Source organism: Brachyspira sp. SAP_772, from assembly GCF_009755885.1.
GTDB lineage: Bacteria > Spirochaetota > Brachyspiria > Brachyspirales > Brachyspiraceae > Brachyspira.
This window is the reverse complement of record NZ_VYIX01000370.1, coordinates 1-523: the sequence shown is the minus strand read 5'-3', so window position 1 is coordinate 523 and position 523 is coordinate 1. Positions and strand designations below refer to the sequence as shown.

At 25.9% G+C, this 523-nt stretch carries 1 pseudogene; it reads left to right on the top strand.

Annotated elements, in window-relative coordinates:
- Window positions 1–523 (top strand): annotated as a pseudogene (locus GQX97_RS14560) (MinD/ParA family protein); the annotation flags it as partial.

Sequence of the window (523 nt, the reverse complement as noted above, 5' to 3'; positions counted from 1 at the left end):
TGAATAGTCCTTTTAATATAGATGTTATTAGTGCGGGAGTTAATATACAAAAACTTCTTCAGTTTGAGAGTGATTTTTATTTGTCAAAACTTGCTAATGATTTAAAAGATTTATCTGAAGAATATGATTATGTTATTATAGATTACGCTGCAGGAATTACTCAATCTATGTTAAAGTTTTATGAGATTTCTGATGATATTATTTTAGTTGCTAATCCTGAAATAACATCTCTTACCGATTTGTATAGACTTATAAAAATGATATGTTCTAATAAAATTACAGAGAAACTTTATTTGGTTGTAAACAAAGTAAAAAATATAGATTGGGCAGTTAATTTATATAAAGAGATAAAAAAAGTAGTTGATAAATTTGAACTTAATATAGAACTTAATTTACTTGGACCTATATTATTTGATGAAGAGAAAGTAATGATGTCTATTCAAMAGAGAACACCACTAATAATTCTTTATCCTAGAACTCCTATCAAAGGCGGATTTTCTTTGGCTGTTACAAGGTATTTATA